This window comes from Holdemania sp. Marseille-P2844, from assembly GCF_900120005.1.
Lineage (GTDB): Bacteria > Bacillota_I > Bacilli_A > Erysipelotrichales > Erysipelotrichaceae > Holdemania.
This window is the reverse complement of sequence record NZ_LT635452.1, coordinates 264,457-283,473: the sequence shown is the minus strand read 5'-3', so window position 1 is coordinate 283,473 and position 19,017 is coordinate 264,457. Positions and strand designations below refer to the sequence as shown.

The 19,017-nt window shown below is 48.5% G+C and carries 20 protein-coding genes and 1 riboswitch; of the genes, 2 read left to right on the top strand and 18 right to left on the bottom strand.

All coding sequences use genetic code 11. From position 1 onward, the window contains the following. Positions 1-191 precede the first annotated feature (191 nt). The 13 genes from BQ7364_RS11245 to BQ7364_RS11185 form a co-directional block, all read right to left on the bottom strand. Positions 192-1,265, bottom strand: coding sequence for a linear amide C-N hydrolase (locus BQ7364_RS11245; RefSeq protein WP_072684801.1), 1,074 nt, complete (start codon positions 1,263-1,265; stop codon positions 192-194). Positions 1,266-1,451: 186 nt separating this feature from the next. After that, positions 1,452-2,528: an SIS domain-containing protein gene (locus BQ7364_RS11240; RefSeq protein WP_072684800.1), complete on the bottom strand. Its 1,077-nt coding sequence runs from the start codon at positions 2,526-2,528 to the stop codon at positions 1,452-1,454. A 155-nt stretch (positions 2,529-2,683) separates the two neighbouring features. Beyond that, a complete protein-coding gene (locus BQ7364_RS11235) occupies positions 2,684-3,406 on the bottom strand; it encodes a GntR family transcriptional regulator (RefSeq protein WP_072684799.1) in 723 nt (240 codons plus the stop codon). Between the two features lie 434 nt (positions 3,407-3,840). After that, positions 3,841-4,197, bottom strand: coding sequence for a hypothetical protein (locus BQ7364_RS11230; protein WP_072684798.1), 357 nt, complete (start codon positions 4,195-4,197; stop codon positions 3,841-3,843). Positions 4,198-4,329: 132 nt separating this feature from the next. After that, positions 4,330-4,836: an anaerobic ribonucleoside-triphosphate reductase activating protein gene (gene nrdG / locus BQ7364_RS11225; RefSeq protein WP_072684797.1), complete on the bottom strand. Its 507-nt coding sequence runs from the start codon at positions 4,834-4,836 to the stop codon at positions 4,330-4,332. Then, the gene (locus tag BQ7364_RS11220; protein WP_072684796.1) at positions 4,829-7,102 is read right to left on the bottom strand and encodes an anaerobic ribonucleoside triphosphate reductase; all 2,274 of its coding nucleotides are present in this window, start codon (positions 7,100-7,102) and stop codon (positions 4,829-4,831) included. Before BQ7364_RS11220 ends, nrdG begins: the two co-directional genes overlap by 8 nt. Before the next feature lie 284 nt (positions 7,103-7,386). Further along, the gene (locus BQ7364_RS11215) at positions 7,387-7,806 is read right to left on the bottom strand and encodes a DUF4430 domain-containing protein (protein WP_072684795.1); all 420 of its coding nucleotides are present in this window, start codon (positions 7,804-7,806) and stop codon (positions 7,387-7,389) included. A gap of 3 nt (positions 7,807-7,809) precedes the next feature. Continuing rightward, the gene (locus tag BQ7364_RS11210; protein WP_072684794.1) at positions 7,810-8,301 is read right to left on the bottom strand and encodes a hypothetical protein; all 492 of its coding nucleotides are present in this window, start codon (positions 8,299-8,301) and stop codon (positions 7,810-7,812) included. Beyond that, positions 8,291-8,791, bottom strand: a complete 501-nt coding sequence (locus tag BQ7364_RS11205; RefSeq protein ID WP_072684793.1) for a hypothetical protein — start codon at positions 8,789-8,791, stop codon at positions 8,291-8,293. Before BQ7364_RS11205 ends, BQ7364_RS11210 begins: the two co-directional genes overlap by 11 nt. A 119-nt stretch (positions 8,792-8,910) precedes the next feature. After that, a riboswitch (cobalamin riboswitch) is annotated at positions 8,911-9,088 on the bottom strand. A gap of 50 nt (positions 9,089-9,138) precedes the next feature. Beyond that, positions 9,139-9,588: a hypothetical protein gene (locus BQ7364_RS11200; protein ID WP_072684792.1), complete on the bottom strand. Its 450-nt coding sequence runs from the start codon at positions 9,586-9,588 to the stop codon at positions 9,139-9,141. A 10-nt stretch (positions 9,589-9,598) separates the two neighbouring features. After that, positions 9,599-10,333: a hypothetical protein gene (locus BQ7364_RS11195; RefSeq protein WP_072684791.1), complete on the bottom strand. Its 735-nt coding sequence runs from the start codon at positions 10,331-10,333 to the stop codon at positions 9,599-9,601. A 28-nt stretch (positions 10,334-10,361) separates the two neighbouring features. Beyond that, positions 10,362-11,075: a hypothetical protein gene (locus BQ7364_RS11190; RefSeq protein WP_072684790.1), complete on the bottom strand. Its 714-nt coding sequence runs from the start codon at positions 11,073-11,075 to the stop codon at positions 10,362-10,364. A gap of 25 nt (positions 11,076-11,100) precedes the next feature. Continuing rightward, a complete protein-coding gene (locus tag BQ7364_RS11185; RefSeq protein WP_072684789.1) occupies positions 11,101-11,796 on the bottom strand; it encodes a hypothetical protein in 696 nt (231 codons plus the stop codon). A gap of 180 nt (positions 11,797-11,976) precedes the next feature. On the opposite strand from BQ7364_RS11185, the gene BQ7364_RS11180 reads away from it, so the two are divergent. Continuing rightward, entirely contained in the window at positions 11,977-12,543 is a 567-nt protein-coding gene (locus BQ7364_RS11180) for a GNAT family N-acetyltransferase (RefSeq protein WP_072684788.1), read from the top strand. Positions 12,544-12,573: 30 nt separating this feature from the next. Here the strand turns inward: BQ7364_RS11180 and BQ7364_RS11175 are convergent, their stop codons facing one another. The 5 genes from BQ7364_RS11175 to BQ7364_RS11150 all read right to left on the bottom strand — a co-directional run bounded on the left by BQ7364_RS11175 (position 12,574) and on the right by BQ7364_RS11150 (position 18,355). Beyond that, positions 12,574-12,816 carry a hypothetical protein gene (locus BQ7364_RS11175; protein ID WP_072684787.1) on the bottom strand — a complete coding sequence of 81 codons (243 nt, stop codon included), beginning with the start codon at positions 12,814-12,816 and terminating at the stop codon, positions 12,574-12,576. 152 nt (positions 12,817-12,968) lie between these two features. Continuing rightward, positions 12,969-13,565 (bottom strand): recombinase family protein, encoded by a 597-nt coding sequence (locus BQ7364_RS11170; RefSeq protein WP_072684786.1) that lies wholly within the window; start codon positions 13,563-13,565, stop codon positions 12,969-12,971. Between the two features lie 172 nt (positions 13,566-13,737). Beyond that, complete coding sequence (ltrA, locus tag BQ7364_RS11165; protein WP_072683574.1) at positions 13,738-15,036, bottom strand: group II intron reverse transcriptase/maturase; 1,299 nt, start codon at positions 15,034-15,036, stop codon at positions 13,738-13,740. A 596-nt stretch (positions 15,037-15,632) separates the two neighbouring features. Further along, the gene (locus BQ7364_RS11155) at positions 15,633-16,961 is read right to left on the bottom strand and encodes a TldD/PmbA family protein (protein WP_072684785.1); all 1,329 of its coding nucleotides are present in this window, start codon (positions 16,959-16,961) and stop codon (positions 15,633-15,635) included. Then, complete coding sequence (locus BQ7364_RS11150; RefSeq protein WP_072684784.1) at positions 16,958-18,355, bottom strand: TldD/PmbA family protein; 1,398 nt, start codon at positions 18,353-18,355, stop codon at positions 16,958-16,960. The genes BQ7364_RS11155 and BQ7364_RS11150 overlap by 4 nt, the downstream gene beginning before the upstream one ends. A gap of 104 nt (positions 18,356-18,459) precedes the next feature. Here BQ7364_RS11150 and BQ7364_RS11145 point away from each other — a divergent pair, with 104 nt between their 5' ends. Beyond that, positions 18,460-19,017, top strand: coding sequence for an HD domain-containing protein (locus BQ7364_RS11145; protein ID WP_083538559.1), 558 nt, complete (start codon positions 18,460-18,462; stop codon positions 19,015-19,017).

Below are 19,017 nucleotides of genomic sequence, written 5' to 3'. Positions count from 1 at the left end.
TGACAAGCTGCTTTTTCCCATCCTATAATCAAGTTAAAGGACAAATCCGCATGATTTTCAAAGAAATCCCGGCTTTATAGAACAGTCATAATAAGTGTGCTTTTTGCGTCGGAAAACCGCTCTCTTTCCACTTTTCCAAACAAAAAAAGCAGTGATTTTCATCACTGCCGCAGCGAAAGATTTTCCCGTTGTTATTGTCCCAGCGAAATCTCGATGACTTTGCCGAACTGGCCGCCGGCTACGATCTTCGCGGTCTTTTGCGTGTTGTTGTAAACGACAGACCACTGGGTTGCGGTCAGCGCGCCGGTTTCCTCGTTCACCTTATTCTGACTGACGGCTTCCAATAAGGACATCGCTTCATTTTCCGATAAAATGCCGTTGTTTTCCTGCAGCGTATCCGCCAGAATCGCATACCGGTCCTGCCCCTTGCCAAAGCCGTAAACATCCTCGCTGATCAGAAAGTTTGTCAGCATCTGGAACTCGCCGTCTTCCTTACGGATGACGCGCAGCTGGTTGTCGATATATTCGATGACCGCACTGTCGCCTTGCGCATCGGCCATCTGGAAGTGATAGGAAGCGTTGGCCGAAGCGTGCATATCCATGTTTTCCAGCATGCCGATCGCTTCCTCGACCGTCGCCGCTTTGTCCAGCAGCCAGCGCATTGCGGACGTCGTCGTCAAGTCCAGCTTGTCCGTTTCCTGATGGGTCGGCTCCACGCCGCGGATCAGCAGCACGCCGATCGAAAAGCCCATCTCGTTCATGCCATCCATCATGACATACGGAGCGGCCAGACTCATGATCGACGACAGGAAGCTGTCCGGCCGCTTTTCCTCGTTGTAGCCCAGAACTGAGATGTTCGCGATGGAGATTGAAGCATAACCCTGATCCGGATTGGATTTGACGATCATGCTTGGAACATAGTTCAGATCGTAATTCCGGCCGAACAACCAGTCTCCATCCTCATTTTGCGCCTGAAACGTGCTGCATCCGAAATCCGGAATATTGAATTTCAGCGGCAGGCCCTTCAATAAATTCCCAGCCACATAAGAAACCAGCTCGGAATCGCTGGACGCGCCGCCGGATGCCACCAGCTGATCCAGTCCGTAATCCGCGCTGTACTCGATCTGATACATTCCGTAATCGTCCACTTTCCGGATCGAATTCAACGTCTGAATCTCTTTTCGAAACATCCATCCCAACCCGGCCGCAAGCAGAACAACCGCCGCAAGCAGACCGATCCCGACTCTTTTCAATATCTTTTTCATAACTCCTCCAAATATTTTGAATTTCAAACAGAAATGATTCTACCATTAAATTCCAGCATTTGGCAAGAGTTATTTTCATTGTAAATCGAACTACAAAATATTTTTCAGATTGGCAAGGCTTGAGCCCGATAAAAAAAGAAGCCGGGCTGCGGCTTCTGAAAAGAAAGGGAAGGATGTCTTCAGGCGTCAATTCGCCTTGGTTTTAATCGCCTGGGAAAAGCGGTAGTTATACACGGTGATCGCACTGATCCGGCAATCGTCACAGATCCGGCTGGATAAAATCTGAAACGGCATGACAAACAACATCGGCAGAAGCAGGCTGCAGGCATCGACATCAATCGTCATGACCCGCTTATCACTGTTGCCCGGATGCCGGGTGATCAGATAAACACGGTCGGTCAGCTGATGCAGACCTTCGTAAATCATCATCACGCGATCGTGCATCGTATCGTCCATGTCCAGCAGGAAAACAGCGTTGTCCTTTTTAATTTCATAGACCGGACCATGCAGGAACTCTTCCGTTTCATAGACGTTGGACGGAATCCCGATCGTTTCTTCCATTTTCAGCGCACCTTCGATCGCCGGGCCAAAGCTCGGACCGATCCCGACGGTCATCGCCCGTTTCATCGACCACAGTTCTTCCTTGTTCGCATCATACCATTGATTGATCTTTTCGTGGATCCGCGGCATTTCATGGATGATCGTTTCGATTTCCTTCATGCGTTTTTTATAGCTGTCTTTCGGATACGTCCCCTTTTTCACACCGGCTTCCAACGCAAACAAAATGAAGTAAAGCGTGGACGTCGGAACGCCGCGGCAAACAAATACATCGTCACCCGGGCCATAGGAACCGTATTCCAGCACGGTATCGCAATACCGCGTGATCGGGCTGTTTGGAACCATCGAGATCGCGACGACGTCGTTGCCGCATTCCTTTGCCTTGACGACGGCTTCAATCGTGTTGGTGCTCTTGCCGCTCTGCGACATACAGATGACCAGCGCGTTTTCATGGAACTTATAATCATATTTGGCATAGGTGACGGAGTTGATCAGATCAACCTTGACGCCCAGATAGTTCTGGATCGCATACCTCGAGCAGTTGGCGATGTTGTAGGAAGAACCGGAAGCGACCATGACGATCTTCTTGTAATCCTTCGCCAAAAACAGATCGACAAGCTTGCCGACCAGGGCGTCCTTGTTTTTGAACATTGCTTCAGCGGTCGCCGGGGTTTCCAGCACGCAGTCAACCATCCATTTTTTCATTCTCTTGTCCTCCTTGAGATTTTCCAGCGCAAACATTGTGACCAGCAAGTTTTCTGAGGAATAATGTGTATCTGTATTTATATATACATTTACAACTTCATTATATACTATTTTAAAAAGATCTCAAGAGGAGAACGAACAGTTTTACTATTTTTTTAACGCTCCGCCAGAAATCCTGTCCTGAAGGTATAGGCATATTGGCTGCTGATGTAGTAGGTTTTGATGTATTCATACGGGCGCCGCTGTTCGTCATAGGTGATATGCTCGTTTAAAAGCAAAGCGACATTGCCGACGCCGAGCAGCTTTTTCTGCGACTCGCTGGGCAGATGCGCCGACATCTTATGCAGCGCGCCGCCCCGGTAAACACCGACGGAATGGAGATATTCCGTTAATGAGCCTTCCAGCGCCTTGACGTTGATCGCCGGAACGATCTTGGCGGAAATGTAAGTATAGCTCAACGCAATCGGTTCCCCATCCCCGGTCCGCAGCCGCACGAAGTAATGGATCAGTTCATCATCCGCCAGCTCCAGATATTCCGCGACCTCCGGGACGTCCGACGCTTTATAAACCTTGTATTCGATCAGCTGCGAACCAGCTTTCATGCCGACCGAAGCCATATCGTCGGTGAAACTGCCGCCCTGACTGATGCTTTTGGTCACCATCCGCGGCAGCACGAACGACCCCTTGCCGGCCGTGCGTTCGATATAGCCCTCCTGAGCCAGGTTAATCAGCGCTTTGTTGACGGTCAGCCGGCCGATATCAAACTTTTCACTCAGCTGTTTTTCAGTTTCGATCTGATCGCCCGGCTTTAAATCACCGGACTGGATCCGGTCAATGATGTAATTTTCAATAATTTTATACTTCGGCATTTCTTTCATAAGTTCCTCCGTTCTCCCGCGGGATATGCGCCGCAGACTGCCTCGAAAAACCAAATTTGACCGCATGGTTCAACTTGAATTTCCACAATTTGTTTATACATTGTAACTATATCATAACTCCCGGATGAAAACCAGCGGGACGCGGCTCATGACATTCCTTCGATATATTACCTAGATATTATTTCATTATTCCCTATATTTTCTTTTTCCATTTTAGTCCAATAGGGCACAAAAGGGGAATTTCTTCGATGATGAAGGAAACCTTTGAAATCAAATATGCGCTGTTAGAAATCAGATCAAAATGCTCAGCGAAGTACAGGACAAACCTGAAATACTCTCTTCGTTTTCCTCATAACCCGCTGGAACTTTCCACAAAAAAACCTGCGGCAGCCTTGCCCGCAGGGACCTTTTCACCACGAAACACCGCCTTGTTCTTAGTCGTCCTCGCGATTTTTTTCTTCCTCATAATTTAATTTATGCCCGTACAGGCACGCCGCAAAAATGCCCAATGCCAGACCGCCGCCGATCAGCCAGTTTCCATCCCGCAGCCAGCCTGAGCTGAACGCTGCCGCCCAGAATCCGCTGAATACCGTGGATACCAGAAAATATCCGATTTTAAACCGGAACAGAAATTTAATGACCAGCACCGAAACCAGGCCGGCCGCTACGCCCGCGATCGGCGACAGACCGTTGTCAATGAGCGTAAACCCAAGCAGAAAAGCAAAAAACAGACTTTCAATATTGACGATCTTTAATTCTTTATAAGCATCAAACCGGATCTTATCCCGCATGTTCATCCTCCCGACCGTTATCCATCGTAATTATACACAAACTGACAAGGGATGCAACTCCCGCATCGACAAAAGCGGGGCGATGTTGAAAATCCGCTCCCGCTTTCTTCTCCTTCAGGCTTCGCTTTTCTTTCAGTATTTCTCAGCTAAAACAACACACTGCGCTTTTAAGCTGGCCTGCACGTCGATCAGCCGCTGATTCGCCGACCCCCGGAACCGCAAATTCAGGGATTTCTGCGCAAGCAGAAACGGCCCGTCGATCAAGACGTCGATCTGTTCCAAAAACGCCCTTTGATCTGGATCCTTCGCTTCCATCAACGCTTCCCACGTATAACCGGTATAGCACCACACATTCATTCCCAGCTGATGCACAGCCTGCGCCAATTCGCCGCAGGCCGCGGCCTGTGCCATTGGCTCGCCTCCGGAAAACGTCACGCCGTCCAGATAGAAATGAGCCTTCAGCTGTTTTAGAAGGATCTCGGATGCGACGCTTGTTCCCCCGTCAAACGGGTGCGTCTGGGGATTGTGACAGCCCGGGCAGCCATGCGGACAGCCCTGTGTCCAGATGACCGCCCGCAGACCCTCGCCGTCGACAATACTGTCAAACTGCACCGGCGCGGATAAACGCAGCTCAGCCATGCTTCACGCGATCGCGGACTTCCGCCCGCTTCGCATCGTTAAACCGGTCCAGCGTCCCGACCAGATATCCGGTGATCCGGCGGATCCGCTCAAACGGCACGCCGTCCTCCGTTCTTCCGCAGCACGGGCATTCGTCGTTGATAATTCCGTTAAAGCCGCAGACCGGATCGCGGTCGATCGGGTGGTTGATCGCCCCGTAGCCGATCCCCAGCTCCTTCATCATCCGGACGACCTTCTCAAACGCCGCCAGATTGGTCGACGGATCGCCGTCCATCTCCACATAAGAGATATGCCCGCCGTTGGTCAAAGCGTGATACGGGGCTTCCACCGACAACTTGTGGTAGAAATCGGTTGGATAGTAAACCGGGACATGGAATGAATTCGTGTAGTATTCCTTATCCGTCACCCCTTCGATCTTACCGTATTCTTCCTGATCCATCTTGATGAACCGGCCCGACAGACCTTCCGCCGGAGTCGCGATCAGAGAGAAATTCAAGCCGTATTGCTTCGTATAGTGATCACAGCGCTCACGCATCCGGGTGACGATCGTCAGTCCCAGCTGCTGAGCGTCCTCACTTTCGCCATGATGCTTGCCGATCAAAGCTTTCAGACATTCCGCCAGACCGATGAAGCCGATCGTCAATGTGCCATGCTTCAGCACCGATTCCAGCGTATCTTCAATATCCAGCTGATCTGAATTCAGCCAGTTGCCCTGCGCCATCAGGAACGGGAAATTCTTGACCCGGCGGGCGCACTGAACACGGTAACGTTCCAACAGCTGATCCTTTACCAGATCCATCTTTTCGTCCAGTTCCTGATAGAAGCCCGCCAGATCGCACTGCCCTTGCAAGACCTCGCCATGCTTTAAGCCCAGACGCGGCAGGTTGATCGAGGTGAAGCTGAGGTTGCCCCGGCCGACGACGACTTCGTTTTCCGGATCGATCTCATTGCCGATCACGCGCGTCCGGCAGCCCATGTAGGCGATTTCCGTTTCCGGCCGGCCTTCCTTGTAATATTGCTTATTGAACGGCGCGTCGATGAATGCGAAGTTCGGGAACATCCGCTTGGCAGAAACGCGGCAGGAAAGCTGGAACAGATCATAGTTCGGATCACCCGGATTGTAGTTGACGCCTTCTTTAATCTTGAAGATCAGGATCGGGAAAATCGGCGTTTCATGATTGCCCAGACCGCTCTCCATGGCCAGCAGCAGCTGCCGTGAAACCATTCTGCCCGCTTCGCTCGTATCCGTTCCGAAGTTGATCGAACTGAACGGAACCTGCGCGCCAGCCCGGGAATGCATCGTATTCAAATTGTGGATCAGACCTTCCATTGCCTGATATGTCGCGCGTTCCGTTTTCGCCAACGCTTTTTCATAGACTAACGGCAACTGATCGCCGGTCAGCTCCACCGCCCGCAAATCGTTTAGACCCTCAATCTGGCTCAGCGCCAAATTCAGCGTTTCCAAGTCCAGCGCCTGGGTGTAATCGACATAATCGGTCAACGCCTGACGGTAGTTTTTCTTAAAGGTATGCATGACGCCCGGAGCCAGATAGTAATCAAACAGCGGAATCGACTGACCGCCGTGCTGATCATTCTGATTGGACTGGATTGCAATCGCCGCCAGCGCCGCGTAAGAAGCGATGTCCTTTGGCTCGCGCAGAAAACCGTGGCCGGTATTGAAACCACCCTGAAACAGCTTGTCCAGCGGAATCTGCAGACAGGTTGTCGTGCCCATCGGATAGAAATCCATGTCATGAATGTGGATATCGCCGTTTTCATGCGCGGCCGCCACCTTCGGATCCAGACAATAGGAGGTCGTATAGGCCTTGGTCAGCGTGCTGCCGTACTGCAGCATCATCCCCATCGCGCTGTCGCCGTTGATGTTGGCGTTCTCCCGCTTTTCATTGACTTCCTTCGAGTCCTTGATCCCGAAGTTTTCCAGCGTTTTCATCAGCCGGTGCTGGCGGGATGAGAAACAATCGCGGGCCAGCGCGCGCTTCTGACGGTAGTTCTTAAACGCTTTGTATTCCTCAATGAAGCCTTCCTCGACAAAAGCTTCCTCAACCTGATCCTGAATCTTCTCGATTTCAATCTGCGGCAGATCGGCAGCCTCAATCTGATTCAAAGCCCGGTTCAGGACTTTCCTGACGTTCTCCTCGCTGCAATGTGTGCCGACGTTGGCAAACCCCTTTTCAATGACATTTTGAATTTTTTCCTTGTGAAAGCGGACCGTCCGGCCGTCGCGTTTTATGACTTCAATTTCCATTTCTGCATTCCTCCTACTGTCTATGGGCAAGAAAAACAAGGCCGGCGAAGACATCCGTCCTGTCGCACCTTGTTTCTCATTCATTTTCCTAACGTTGCTTTGGGTTTGTAACATTCCCCATGAATCCTGACCTTCGTTTCTTCAGCCTGAATGGTTTTTATTATACCATATTTTTCCGCAGATCAAAGCCGGATGCTTCTGGAAAATCCAACAAATTCTTACCCGATATCCGGCCGGTGGGGATAATTGCGTCCTGCAAAAAACGAAGTTTGGTTATCGCGGTTTTAATAGCTGTCCGTGTATTTAAATGTGAAATGATCCTGATCCTGAATCGGGGTTTCATCAACGGCCGGACAGAATCCCGCCGCCTTGCAGGCTTCGTTATTTTCCGATTCGTACAGCCACCACGGGCCAGTCGCCATATCCCCCTGTTCTACGTCCAGCAGCGCGGTTAAAAGTCGGCCGTACGTGCTTGTTTCCATTTTCGCTTTCAGCTCCGGCGCCTCCTCCAGCATTTTGCCTAAGGTTTCCGCATCGGTTTTGATCGCTCCGGAAAACAGTTCAGTGCCGTCGATTTCATTAACGACGGTAACGTTGATCGTTTTTGCGCCGGCCACCGTCTTCGGTTTTAGCGCGTTGAAGCCCAGCACACAGACCAGAATTGCAGCCAAAATCGCGGCTGCGGCAATCCATTTCTTTTTCATTTTTTATTTCCTCTCCATCTTTTCCAGCCGGTCAAGCAGCGGATCAAGCAGAAACAGTGCTTCCAGCGCGCTCACTAATCCCTGAATAACCGACGTTTTTAAGCCCAGAACAATGTAAATCAGAGTCACTTTCGGCGAGAACAGAATAAACGGCAGATCGAGCAGCTGACCCGTCGCAAACGAGCACAGACCGACAAGCACGACCGCCGACCACCGATACCGCCGCAGCACCGGCTTCAAGCTGCCGAACAGAAGCGCATAGACGGGATAGATCAGGCAGTAAGCGAAGGTCCAGATGGAAACACCCTGCACCAACATGTTCACCAGCGTAAATACCAACGCGCCATAGAAGACCTCGCGCCGCTCAAACGTCAGCGCCAGCACCGCGATCGTCAGCGTGATCGCTTCCAGATACAGCACCTGCGAAAACATCGTGAACACCACGGCCATCATCGCCGCCATGATCGCGATTCGCGCGATTTGTTTAACCGACATCGTAGCTGCGGGAAGCAAACGGAATCTCGCTCACGCCTTCCAACCGGTTTTCCTTCAGTGCCATCTGGAAGAAAACGTTGGACAACAGATTCCAGAAATCCAGCAGGATCGCCGGTACCGGTTTTTCTTCCCGGTCGATGGCGTACGCGATCCGCAGCACCGCCTTGCACCGGCTGCGCAGCACATGCAGCGCGCAGGCCCCTTCGCAGCCAGCCGGCAGCACAAATTGCCGGAGTGGTCCGTTTTCCTGCGTCAGACGGACATACAGCTGATCAAGCCATTCAAAGTCCTCGTCCCGAATCGCCAGGCGTCCCCGGATTGAGCCGTTGGCATGATAGACCAGTTCGCACAGCTTCAGCAGTTCCGGCTGATGCCTGGCTGAATGCGCCGCCTGGGCGATCAGCGACGCCAGTTCATCGCTGGCAACCTCATAATCACATTGCCGCGAAGTTTCTTTTAGAAACGAATAAGCGCAACAGCGTTGATCCATTCCCAATCCCCCTTTCCAAATAAAAACTCATTCCTGAATTCAGAATGAGTGAGTTTGACTATTCCATGATTAAAACAGAGCTAATCACAGCCTAGCCTTTCATCCTTCACCCAGAAGACAAGACTTCTTTCATTTAAGGCCGGTCTACCGACTTCGCTTCATCCGCCCTTCCGCCTTCCCATATCAATATACAGTGGCTGTTGGAAGTTTGTCCGCTTCACGGTTGCTGGGGCAGTCAGAGAAATTCACTCTGTTCCCGATTAAGCAGTTTCCTGCACCTGAAATGCGAATCCATTATATCATGACTGGTAATAAAATAAAGGTAATTTGCTTAAAAATCCTTCCGGTTACAGGAAGGTCAGAAGCAGAGCGGCAATTCCATCGCTGGCCATCAGCAGCATCGAGCCTGTGACAACGGAAAGTTTCCGCTTACGGATAAAACGAATCAGAAGGAGAATCAGCGTACTTACCGTGCCTATCGTAGAAAGCAAGTTCCTCACCGAATTCCAATTATCTACCCAGCGCAGGTCATACAACAGCGCGAAAACCAGAACGGCAATAAAAGCCAAGATGGCATGTTTCCATTTCTTCGGATCCATTTTCCTATCCGGACAATCCAGGCATTGAAACAAAGCGACAAATAAAACAAAGCAGTAACTAAGAATCAGCCGCAGATCTCCATCCAAATCCAGGCCCTGCGTCTGACAGCCGATCAATACGCCGGCCAGCAGGACTTCCAAAAGCACGAAGACAAAAATCGGTTTCATTCGTTTCCCCATCGTTTTAAGCGTATCCATGCCGTCCTCCTTACTGATGAATCATCAGATCCAATACTAAATTGTCGGATAACGCAGCCTGCCTGACAATCCGGCCGCTGGCCGGACTGACTATCACGCCGACCGCTTCTCCCTGATCCAGAGCTGAAAACACATAAAATCCAGTTTTCTTTTCACTGCGCGTCAACTCGGGCACGTCAGCTTTAAAGATCCGTTCCAGCTCAGATGGAGAAATGTTGGCCGTATAGTGGATGTCTTCATCGCCTTGCCGCGTTAAGATCGCTTCCGCCTGATTTACAGTTTTCATTCCCGTGATCAATGGAAAAGAAAGAATGAGAAAGAATTCTAAAACCAAAATGCAGATATATATTTCAGAGATTCGCTGTCCCCAGCCCGGAATCCGTTTGCGTAAACAAGCATGATACAATAAAGTGCCAGCGCCCATGGCAAGACTATAACCCCATTCTAACATATAGGGCATCTCGACCCATATATAAAGCGCCATGGCAAAGAATAACGGCGGCACCAGCCATCGGGACAGCCTGGAATTGAGCTCATCTTCGCGTCTTTTTTCCCGGCCCTCTTTACCGCGCATAAGCCAGAACACAAAATATATCGGAGGCAGTGCCATAACAAATGACACCTCTACGATATTCTTATACAACCGCTGTGTAACGAAAATGATCAATGCGAGATCTATTCCATAAAGCAGGATTCCCAAAAGCATCAGGCCATATCGGTTCCAAAAACTAGTCTTCCCTTCCATGATAACCTCTTTCTATGTTTTTTTGAGTTTAATATTGAATTAATAGATTTAAAACTTTATTCTCAGAAATGGGCGCTTGAGCTATAATCCGTCCTGTTGTCGGACTGATCAGAATTCCAAGCTTTTCCCCTTGCCGAATCGCTGTATAAACGTATAAATCTGTTTTCTTCTCTTGTTCACTCATTTCCGGTACAGGATCAGAAAAGACCCAACTGATACTAATGGGCGAAGTATTCGTATGATATTCAATCTCGGTATATCCCATTCGTATTAAAACTTCTTCAGCTTTATCAACAGTTCTTAAATTAGTTATAAGCGGAAAAGTAACAGTCATAATGAGTTCTGTCATCAATATACATAGAGCGCACACTGACAGACGCTTACCCCTGTTCAAAATCTGATTTATAGAGCTATAATAATAGATCCCATATCCTACGGCAAAAGAAATAAAATACAGATAGGAAAGATCATACGGGATTAACAAAATAAGCACTCCAAAACATAAATGTCCGACTGCTAAAACCCTTCCAAATTTCTCATTCTTCATCCAAGCTTGAGATTTTTCTTTACTAAAAAATAACCAAATGAGAAAAAGGATCGGGCCAATTAAGAAAATCGAATTAAATTCAATAATTTCTTTATACATACGATGAGAATAATTCCATAAAAGACCTAATTCCAAAACATACAACAAAATAATAAGAACTATCAGAATGTACTTCTTCCATTCTTTTCCTTTCATTTTATATCCCCCATCTCGTTTTTACTTATTTTAGCATTAAAAACATAATTTCCGGACTTTCTTTCAAAGCTTTCTCCACAATAATTTCACCGGTATGGGGACTAACAATCAATCCAATATTCTTACCATTTTCAAAGGTGATAAAACCATAGTAATTAAGGACTCGTTCCTTCGAAGTCAATTCACTGATTTCATCCTCAAAGAAAACTTCTGCTTTTGTATAATTGACTGTATTTACAAAGCGGACTTCAGATTGCCTTTGATTTTTTAGTTGTTGAGTAACTTCACATATACTTTTAATTCCGTGTATGGAAGGAAAGAAGAGAAAATAAACTAAAGTAAACAAATTGACAAAGCATAAAAGCTTTTCGCGCTGATTTTTCTTGAACGGAAATATTTTTTCAATTCCAGCAAAGACAACAACACCCAGACCGCTGGCAAGCATGGGCCCTCCTAAGATTTGATCAGGAAAGATATTGAGAAATAAACCTCCCAGAAGGAAATCAACAGTTAAAATAACCATGCCTTTCCATCTTTTTATTCTATAATCACTCAGACAGAAGTATTGAAAAACCAAAAGAGCAAGAGCTGGCAACCAATTTGCTCTGATAATTTTACCAATTCCTAAAGGTATTAATAATAAGTCCAACAAAACAAAGATAAATAAAGCAATGTCTAAACTTATTAATGGATAATTCCGTAAAAAACCCCTTTCTTTCATACTTTCACCTCAAATCGGCAATTCCTTATTTGTTTCTATTTTAACATGTTCCGAAAAGCCGCAAAAGCCGTGTTGCATCGACTTCATGAATAATTCATAATTAAGTTTAACGCCTGCATTTACGGTTTCCAACTTATAGCTTATAATAAGACCAAAATCTGAAACATTGGGGGAATGAAAATGACATTTTATTTTCGCTGGGCAAAGATGGAGGATGCACAATCGCTCGCAGATATATATCGGCCATATATTGAAGAAACGGCGATCACCTTTGAAACAGAAGCGCCGGATGCCGAGGAGTTTCGTCGACGGATTGCGGAAGTGACGGCGCTGAATCCCTGGATCGTAATGACCGATGAAAATCAGACGATCCTTGGCTATGGCTATTATCATCCATTCCGGACACGTGCCGCCTATCAATGGTGGACTGAAGTTTCAATTTATCTGCGGGCGGATCAGCGCGGCCGGGGTTTGGGGACGCAGCTGTTGAGTAAACTGGAGCAGCTGGCCCGAATTCAGGGCTACTACACTCTGGTTTCCGTCGTCACCTGCCCCAATCCCGCCAGCGAGCATCTGCATCAAAAAGCCGGTTTTCAACCGATGGGCTGTCTAAAACAAGCCGGATACAAGCTCGGCAGCTGGTATGACGTGGTGGAATGGGGAAAAACGCTGCGCACTCCGGATAAAGATCCGCAGCCGATCCTGCCTTTTCCGCTATGTGCTGATAAACTTGAAAATCTGCTTTAAAAACGCAATAAGATCCGGACACCCGGATCTCTATTTTTTTTCGCCGATCGTCTGAATCAGCTCCTGTTTGATTTCTTCCGCCGTTTGGGCGCGAGGTTTCCGTCCCAGAATATACGCAAAGCTATCGCGCCATTCCTGATCGCTGTAATTGTCTGCGGCAAGCTGAAGAACAACATTCCTCAATGGGTAATGATAGGGCTGCGTATGCAGATCGGACAGATAAGGACACTCGCATTGATTTGCCAGAAGCTCTAGTAAACTTGGTTTCGGCATTGTTTTCTGCCCCCCTTTTGTCAATTAAATCAGACTTTTTGTGACATTCAGAATATAATAAATTTACAAGTGAAACCAGCTGATTTTCAGGCTGTTTCGGGATGGAATGATCAGTAATAAAAAGTCTACTTTTTTAGATGGCAGGCTGAAAACTAAGCCTGACGCTTGCACCACCGCAGAAAGGTTTCGTGCGAAACGCCAAGCTGGGAAGCGGCCTGCCGTGATGAAATTTCGTTGTTTTTCCACTGTTGCTTGAGCTCGGTAAATTGATCGGGAACTGGAATTTTGGGTCTTCCGAATTGGACGCCTTTGCGCTTCGCGGCTTGAATGCCTTCTTTCTGCCGCTGGCGGATATTCTCACGCTCCGTCTGCGCGACATAGCTCAGCAGCTGCAGCACCAGATCGGCGATCAAGGTGCCGGTCAGGTCTTTTCCCTCCCGGGTGTCCAGCAGCGCCATATCCAGAACGACGATATCAATCCCTTTTTCCTTGGTCAGATACCGCCACTGCTGGATAATTTCTTCATAGTTGCGGCCCAGGCGGTCGATACTTTTAATCACAAGCAGATCGCCTTTTTTCATCTTGCGGATAAGCCGCCGGTAACGTGGCCGGTTGAAATCTTTTCCGCTCTGCTTTTCAACGACGATGTTTTTCTCAGGTACCGGGAACTCCAACATCGCAATCATCTGCCGGTCTTCGTTTTGATCCTTTGTCGATACGCGTACGTAGCCATAGATTTGGCATGTCATGATCTTTCCTCCTTTTTCAATTCTATATAAAACCCTATACAAAACGCAATTATACGCCAAAGGTAAAATTTTCCAGCATATTTAAGAAATAGGGTAGAGGGAAAATAAATTTCGCCCCTCCCATTGCACCGTACGTACGGATCTCGTATACGGCGCTACATATGTATTGCTGTCACGAATAACTTAGATAGTACTCTAAAGGATTGACTAAGCCTTGTCTTTCCTTTTTCTTTATGGCTAGTATTCTGGGATTTAAGATGTAGTTTACCACATTCATTCCACATCTTCGATACCATCCTAGTCTTGAATTTGCTACTTTAAATATGTCTTCCTCTGTAAAGGAAAAATTTTGCAGTTTATTCAGTCTTTGCAGATTTATATAAATCCGTTTCGGTATCTTCCATTGCTTAATAATAACCACTCTTATTTTGTGTCTTAACCATTGTCCGAATTTATCCAAGAATTGTTTCATACTTCCGATACGGAAATAGTTTATCCATCCTCGTATAATTTGGTTTATTCTTTTAAATGTCTCTGCTAATGGTCTTGCTACTGCGTGTTTCCGTTTTAGTATTTCTTTGATTTTCATGCATAACTTCGCTTTCCTGTTATCGCTTGGCCTACACTTCCATCCCATACTTCCTTTCCAGAACGTAAAACCTAGAAAATTACTTTTCGTCGGTCTTACGATTTTGGTCTTTGTCGCACTCACTTTTAAGAATAGTTTTCTTTCTAGCCACCATGTGATTGATTTCATTACTCTTTCTGCTGCCATTTCGCTCTTTACGAAGATGTTACCATCATCAGCGTACCTCACAAAGCGCAGCCCTCTCTCTTCAAGTTCTTTATCAAGCTTATCTAAATATATATTTGATAGTACTGGACTGAGTGGTCCTCCTTGTGGTACTCCTGCTTCATTTGGACTTACTAGTCCATCTTCCATAACTCCTGCTTTTAAGAACGAACGTATCAGATGCAGTATTTCTCTTTCATTCACATGTTCTCTAAGTATTGAGATTAACTTGTCATGATGTACTGTATCGAAATATTTTTCTATATCTATGTCAATAACCCATTCGTATCCTTCGTTTAGATATTCTAATACTTGTTCCATCGCATTATGTGCACTTCTATTGGGGCGAAACCCATAACTGTTTTCACTGAAATGTGGTTCATATATTTCGCTCAGTATCTGCGCTAATGCTTGTTGTATTACTCTATCTGTTACTGTCGGTATACCTAGCGGTCTTTGCTTTCCATCTGCTTTTGGTATATAGACTCTCCTTACTGGCTTTGGTTTATATTTCATATTCATGATTGCGGTTATAATTTCCTCTCCATGTATTTCAAAATATTTGTCAATTTCTTCCACCATCATGTTATCAACACCCGGTGCGCCTTTGTTACTCTTGACTTTCTTTATCGCCAGTTCCATATTTCTTTTACTTAGCATCTTTTCTATCAATCTCATTCGCTGTTCCTCCTCTACTCGTAGATTTATCCAAGACCATCCCCACTACTTTCCTCATCAATGATTACGATTCATTGTTTCAGAGTATCCTCATTTTCGGATTGCTTGAACATTTTCTCATAGTGATTCACACTATACATACATTAAGTCCTTCGTTATCTAGGCTGGATAACTAATATGACCTCAGCTGACTTCTTGTGATAAACCTTTTTCGACCGATGCTACCATCCCTGATTTTAAAGTTTATTGGACTTCATCGTTCACAAGACCTCCCGGGGTAAGACATACATCTCTTTCCTATCTTCACAAGTTCCTGATTTACTGTCTTGGTTTTACGTTTACCTTTTGGACTTTGGTTTGTTTCGCAACCTTATCCACCATTTAGCCTCATCAGGTTTCTGTTCGTAACCTCGAAGATTTTGCTACACCACTTCCTTCACCCTTAACATCACTGCTAACGACTTGTGGTTCACTACACTTGGCGGTAAATACCCGTGGTTGGATTTTCACCAACTAGATGTATGCCATGCCCGGCACACAAAATTAAAACACAGATTTCTCTGTGTTTTAAATAAATGTAATAATTATTTTAACAATTATTCTCCAGATATTGCGAGTTGATCGACAAGCAGGGATCCACAGCACACGCTGTTCAAATCCTGACGGCCGTCATGGCCTAAGGCAAGAATTGAATTCATCATTTCAAGATAGTTCCCCGCAATCGTGATCAAATGAACCGGATAGGCCAGCTTGCCCTGTTCGATTTTAAAACCGCTGGCCTGCAATGAGAAATCACTCGTCAGCGGGTTCAGTCCCGCGTGCAGACCTTGTAAGTCGGTAATCAGCACGCCGTCCTCGATCTGCGTGATCATTTCATCCAGGGATAAATCCCCCGGTTTTACAAGCAGGTTGGTCGGCGAAACCTGAACCGGAGCGCTGCAGCCGTTTTTAAACCCGTTGCCCGTCGAAGTCCGGCTGCCTTTCAGCGCGCTCTTGCGGTCATATAAAGCTTCCTTGAATACACCGTTTTCGACGATCACTGTGCGCTGGGTCGGCACGCCTTCATCATCGAAATCACAGCTGGAAAAGCCATCGGGCAACTGCGGTTCGTCAACGATAGTGATCAGCGGACTCATGATGTTCTCACCCTGCCGGTCTTTCAGAATGGATAAATCCTTTTGAATCTGGTCAGCGCTGAACATTGCCCATAAGGAAGCCAACAGATCCGTCGCGACGTCATAACGTAAAATTGTCCGGTACCTGCCGGAAGGAATCCGCACAGCGTCCAGCTTGTTCACCGCTTCCCGAACCGCTTCCTCAACGAATTCAGCCGCTTTATCCTCATCCAAATCCTTGATCGCACGCCAGCTGAAGCCGTTGGTCTGTTCTTTCCCATTGGAAGCGATGCCGCTCAGCGTGATCAAGCCCAGCGTCGAGCGCCGCATCGCCTTCAGCCCCTGTGTATTGGCCAGCGTCGTTAAGGACTCCGTTTCCTGATAACCGCAGGCCGATACCCGCAGGATTCGCGAATCCTGCTTCAGGGCCGCAGCTTCCACCTTTTTCATGAATTCGATCTTCTCGCTCACGGTTCGGCGGGCGAGTGTATCATCGCCGCGGTCGTCGTTCATCGGCGTCTGTCCCGGCGTTAACAACACAGTGTCTTCTGTTTCCAAAGCGTCGGCCAGCTGGCGGCATTGAATCGCCAAGGCCCGCAATGACGCTTCATCGGTTTTCTCCGTATAGGCGCTGGCGCAGCGGCCCTGACGCGTCCCCCGCAGCGAGAGACCATTTTTATCCGAAACGACAAACTGGCGCGGCTGCCCGTCCAGAATGTCAAAGCGCAGCGTCCGGGTCTGACTCTGATAGACCTCCGCTTCTTCCAGGCCTTCTTCTTTTGCGTAGCTTAAAATTGTTTCCGCGATCATTTCAATTTTCCTCCTTTGCCGCCGACCGTCATGTGCGTAACGCGGATCGTCGGCTGGCCGACATCCGTCGGAATCGAACCGCTCTTGGAACCGCACATCCCCTGCTCGCGCGAACCGTTGTCCGCAATCTTATCAATTCTGAACAGAATTTCCGCGCCGTTGCCAATCAGGGTCGCGCCCCGCACCGGTTCAGCCAGCTTGCCGTCGCGGATCATATAGGCTTCCAGGACCGCGAAGTTGAAATCACCGGTGACCGGATTCACGGATCCGCCGCCTAAACGCTTGGCATACAACCCTAACGGCGTATCGGCGATAATTTCCTCAAACGTCGACGTGCCGTTCAACAAGAAGGTATTGGTCATCCGCGACGTCGGTTCAAAGGTGTAATCCTGACGGCGCGCGGAGCCGGTCGCTTCCATACCCATCCGCCGGGCATTCAGCGGATCGATCAAATAGCCCTTCAGCACGCCGTTTTCGATCAACAGATTGCGGCGGGTGGCCTGGCCTTCATCGTCGATATTGTTGGAACCCCAGGCATGCGGAATCGTTCCGTCGTCAACGGCGTTGACCAGCTCGCTGGCCACCTTTTGACCCAGCTTGCCGCAGAAGACAGAATTGCCGTAAGCAACGCTGGTGGCTTCTAAGGAATGGCCGCAGGCTTCATGGAAGATGACGCCGCCAAAACCGTTGTCGATCACGACGGTCATTTCCCCGCTCGGGCATTCGTCGGCGTTCAGCATCACCTTGGCCGTGCGGGCAGCGTCCCGTGCCATCGCTTCGACGTCGATCTGATCATAGAATTCATAGCCGGCATGCGCGCCCGGTGCTTTCGCAGAATTCTGCATCCGGTCGCCGTCCATCGCGACCGCCTGCATGCGCAGCCGCGTCCGCTGGCGGTTATCGCGCACCAGCCTGCCGTCGCTGGAGGCGATGATGACGGTCTGGTCTTCATCAGCCAGATTGACTATCGCTTTTTTGATCACCGGATCGTAGTTCAGCAGCGCGTCGTTGGCCCGCTGCATCAAAGCCCGGCGCTGGGCTAACGTCACGCTTTGCACGGGAATTTCCGGGGCGTGCTGATCCTGAATAATTTGTTCCTGAATCGCCGGACATTCCGCCTCACGTTTGCGGCCGATCGCCGCGGTCAGCTGATCGATCACCGTGAGGATCTTTTCCTCCTCCTGCTCGTTGGTATAGCCGTACACCGTGCGCAGCCCGTCAAAGATCCTAATCGACAGCCCCCAGCGTAATCCGCTGTTGGCCGCCTCCAGTTTCCCGTTGAGCATCGAAGCGCTGCACGTCCACTTTTCTTCCTCAAACAGCTCCGCGAAATCGCCGCCCCGCGCCAATGCCCGGTCGAGATACCGCTGCGCTTTTTTTGTGTCTAAAAACATGATTTCTCCCTTCCTTTCCTTGTTTTTCATGAATTATTCACGATGGATAACTTGTTTTTCTGTGTGAATGTTGCTATGATGGGACTTGTAGTTTTTCAAAAGGAGTGATTTCATTGGAAAAACCCATTGGATCCCGGTTGAATTTTACTGATTCCGAAGAAGCGCTGGTCAGCGAATTCATGGAATTGGTACAGGATATACTGCATATCGACGACGTTCAGGAGCTGCGCGATTATGTCCAGCATTGCAAGACCACGCGCCTGCAGCACTGCGTCAACGTCGCTTATTATACATTTTTAATCAGCCGCCGGCTGAACCTGAACGTCCGCAGCGCCACCCGCGGCGCGCTGCTGCGCGACTTTTATCTGTATGACTGGAAGAATAACGAGCAGCCGATCGAAGGCCGTCACAGCGTCGTGCATCCGCAGGTCGCGCTGGCGATGGCCCGGCAATACACCGCGGTGGATCCGATCATGGAAGATTGTATTCTCAACCACATGTGGCCGATGTCCCGCCAGCGTCCGCAGACAAAGGAAGGCTGGGTCGTCCAGGGGGTGGATAAGCTGTGCGCCGCCATGGAAATGGGCACGCAGTCAGCCCGCCGCCTCAGTCCGGTCAAGCTGAAAGCACTGATGGTCTCGGCGATTGCCGCCCGGTATTAA